Below are 2,703 nucleotides of genomic sequence, written 5' to 3'. Positions count from 1 at the left end.
AGTACGCGGTCCGCGTGGACGGCGACCGGTACTCCGGCGGCCACGCCGACGGCGTCCTCGTGGCGACGCGACGGGGTCGACGGCGTACAACCTCTCCGAGCGCGGCCCGCTCGTCCACCCGTCCGTCGACGGGCTGGTGGTGACCGAGATGGCGGCCGACCCGGGGATGCCCCCGCTGGTCGTGGACGTCGACGCCACGGTGACCGTCGACATCGAGGCCGCCGACGAGGCGGTCGTCGTCAGCGACGGCCGCAACGCCGCGTCGCTCGCGACGCCCGTCGAGGTGACCGTCGAGCGCACCGCCCCACCCATGCGGATCGCCAGCCCGCCGTCGAACTTCTTCGAGGCGCTCGGAAAGCTCTCGTGAGGGAGAGGTAGTGAGCCCTCGGGGGCCGTCGTGCTGTTTCAGCGGTCGTGGATGCCGCGATCGACGATCTCCGGTTTTCGAGACGGTGAAGTGATATTGAAACTCCGACCGCGTTCGCCCGTTTGCCTGTTCGACGGGAACCTGCCCGGTATGGCAACTGTGGTTCTGCCGGCGTCACTGGCTGTTTCTACCGTCAAAGTGGTGGCCTCGGCACTCATAGGGCTCGTCGTCGCTGGTGCCGAGGCAGCTCGGAGCGGTGTCTCGTCATCGGCCGCTCGCTCGTACTCGCCTCGTCGCCTAAAAGGGTCCGCCGCGGGGCAGTCGTCGCCCGCGCGGCCTTCGAGATATCGCTCTTCCGTGTACGGCCCCTCTCGACGAACGTATTCGGGCGCGTTTCGGGGGCGTGAGAACGCGCGAAACCCCGTTTTGTGAGCCGGTCGTACGCCGGGTATGGTCGAGAAGACGACTCGGCGACCGGACGCCGGCGGTCCCCGGTCGGCGGACGGCCGCCGGTTCGAGGTGTTCGTCCGGGAGGAGGAGACGGACCCGCTGTCGCACGTCGGGACCGTGGCCGCGCCGACGCCCGACGCCGCCCACGAGGAGGCCAGCCGCCTCTTCGCGTGGTACGCCCGCGACGTGTGGGTGTGTCCCGCCGAGGAGACGCACCGCTACTCGGCCGCGTCGCTCGCCGCCGAGACGCCCGAGGGACGCGGAGCCGACGCGGGCGGCGACCGGACCGCCGAGCCCCGGGTGTACGAGGAGACGGAGGGAACGCCGACCGTCGGCCGGGACGGGACACCGACCCGGACCGACCCGGACGACGACCGATCGGAGGACCCTCGATGATCTCCGTCAGCAAACTGCTGTGCGGGCTCGACGCCGAGAGCGACGGGCTCCGATACGACGCGGCCGGCGACTCGGCGGCGCCGCAGATCACGGAGGATCGCCAGCGACGGCCCGTCGTCGTCTGGAACACGACGAAGCGGTGTAACCTCTACTGCGAGCACTGTTACGCGGCGGCGGACCGGGAGGGGGCGCCGAACGAGCTGTCGACCGCGGAGGGGAAGGCGCTGATCGACGACCTCGTCGACTACGGCGTGCCGGTGCTGCTCTTCTCGGGCGGCGAACCGCTCGTACGCGAGGACCTCCCGGAGCTCATCGCGTACGCCGACGACAGCGGGGTCCGACCGGTGCTCTCGACGAACGGGACGTTGCTGACCCGCGAGCGTGCCCGCGAACTGCAGCGAGCCGGGCTCAAGTACGCCGGCGTGTCGGTCGACGGTCTCCCGGATCGAAACGACCGGATCCGCGGACAGGAAGGCGCGTTCGACGCCGCCGTCCGCGGCATCGAGGCGTGTCTCGACGTCGGGCTCAAGACCGGACTGCGGTACACGATAACGGAGCACAACGTCGCGGACCTCGCGGGCGTCGTCGACCTGCTCGTCGACGTCGGCGTCGACCGCTTCTGCTTTTACCACCTCGATTACGGCGGCCGCGGCGCCGACATCGCCGACGTCGACCTCTCGCCCGAGGCGACCCGCGAGGCCGTCACCGACCTGTGTGACCTCACCCGCGAGTACCACGCGGCGGGCGAGGAGATCGAGACGCTGCTCGTCGGCAACTACGCGGACGCCGGGTACCTCGTCGAGTACGCCGACCGCGAGATGGGGACCGACCGCGCGCGAACGATCCGGCGGTACCTCGAACGCAACGGCGGCGACCCGACCGGCGAGCGCGTCGCCGACGTCGACCCCGTCGGCAACGTCCACCTGACGCAGTTCTGGCAGGGGTACGCGCTCGGGAACGTCCGCGACCGGTCGTTCGGCGCGATCTGGGACGACGAGTCCAACCCGCTGCTCGCCGCGCTGCGGAACCGCGAGGAGCACCTCTCCGGGCGGTGTGCCGGCTGCGCGTATCGCGACGTCTGCCGCGGCGGGTCCCGGCTCCGTGCGCTGGCCGCCCACGACGACCCGTTCGCCCCCGACCCGAAGTGCTACCTCACGGCGGCCGAGCGCGACGGCCGCGAGGCGATGTCTCGGATCCGCGGCGGGTCGACCGCGGACTGAGCCCCGACCGGCCGCCTGTCGACGGCGTCACGGACGGTGACCGCGGTCGTGACCGTCGCTATCCCGGCGGCCGCGCCGGCGGCGCCGACTCCCGCGACGAACGCGCCGGTCGCGGTCAGGACGGCGGCGGCGACGCAGTTGCCCGGGCGGGCCAGCTCCAGAACCCCGCGTGCTGTCTCGCGCACGTCGTCTCCGAGGACCGCGGCGCGGCACATAAACGACCGGGATCCGCCCGCACCGCGAGCGGCGGGCGACGGTCACGACCGCGGT

General features: G+C 71.8%; 3 protein-coding genes and 1 pseudogene. 3 read left to right on the top strand and 1 reads right to left on the bottom strand.

The window, feature by feature from the left end; translation table 11 throughout:
• The 3 genes and pseudogenes from GJ633_RS15610 to GJ633_RS15600 all read left to right on the top strand — a co-directional run.
• Positions 1-367, top strand: a pseudogene (locus tag GJ633_RS15610) (NAD(+) kinase); the annotation flags it as partial.
• 450 nt (positions 368-817) lie between these two features.
• The gene (locus tag GJ633_RS15605; protein WP_156589518.1) at positions 818-1,213 is read left to right on the top strand and encodes an Htur_1727 family rSAM-partnered candidate RiPP; all 396 of its coding nucleotides are present in this window, start codon (positions 818-820) and stop codon (positions 1,211-1,213) included.
• Positions 1,210-2,433, top strand: coding sequence for a TIGR04347 family pseudo-SAM/SPASM protein (locus GJ633_RS15600; protein ID WP_156589517.1), 1,224 nt, complete (start codon positions 1,210-1,212; stop codon positions 2,431-2,433). Before GJ633_RS15605 ends, GJ633_RS15600 begins: the two co-directional genes overlap by 4 nt.
• On the opposite strand, the gene GJ633_RS18570 is transcribed toward GJ633_RS15600, so the two are convergent.
• Entirely contained in the window at positions 2,361-2,618 is a 258-nt protein-coding gene (locus GJ633_RS18570) for a hypothetical protein (RefSeq protein WP_394351171.1), read from the bottom strand. The genes GJ633_RS15600 and GJ633_RS18570 overlap by 73 nt on opposite strands.
• Positions 2,619-2,703: the final 85 nt, after the last annotated feature.

Source organism: Halorubrum sp. CBA1125 (genome assembly GCF_009742825.1).
GTDB lineage: Archaea > Halobacteriota > Halobacteria > Halobacteriales > Haloferacaceae > Halorubrum.
This window is presented reverse-complemented; position numbering and strand designations above follow the sequence as displayed.